The sequence below is a fragment of the Vibrio sp. YT-19(2023) genome, from assembly GCF_033337395.1.
In genome coordinates this window covers 1-515 of the sequence record NZ_JAWOQN010001166.1, presented here as the reverse complement: position 1 = coordinate 515, position 515 = coordinate 1, and the positions used below count along the sequence as shown (strand labels likewise).

Genomic DNA, 515 nt, shown 5'->3' with positions numbered 1-515 from the left:
AACCAGCGCATGCCATCCATTAGGTAGACGATTACGCAGAGATTGAGGTATCAGAGCCCACAAGCCCCCCATGACCATGGTGCTCAATGGCAACACAAACAACATCACCACGACCGTAATCAGATGGACTTCTACTATCGGTGCAAACCATAATCCTGCAACGAAACCGATAATGACGGTCGGCAGTGCTTCCATCCATTCAATGGACGGCTTAACCACTCGACGCATGCGTGGCGACATAAAATACGCCGTATAAATAGCGCCTAGCACCGCCAAAGGCACTGAAAACAGCATCGCAAACATAGCCGCTTTTATCGTGCCGAACGCAATCGGCACCAAGCTAAATTTGGCTTCAAAGTTATCGCTGGCCGATGTAGATTGCCATACAAATTCAGGCTCTGGATAGCCTTCGTACCACACTTTCTGCCACAGTGAAGAAAGCGAGACTTCAGGGTAAGAGTTATCGACCTCTGCCACCTTTAACGAGTCATCATTCCAAGTAATCAGATAGCGTT

General features: G+C 48.5%; 1 pseudogene. It reads right to left on the bottom strand.

Annotated elements, in window-relative coordinates:
* Window positions 1-515, bottom strand: a pseudogene (locus R7E78_RS30640) (phosphate ABC transporter permease); the annotation flags it as partial.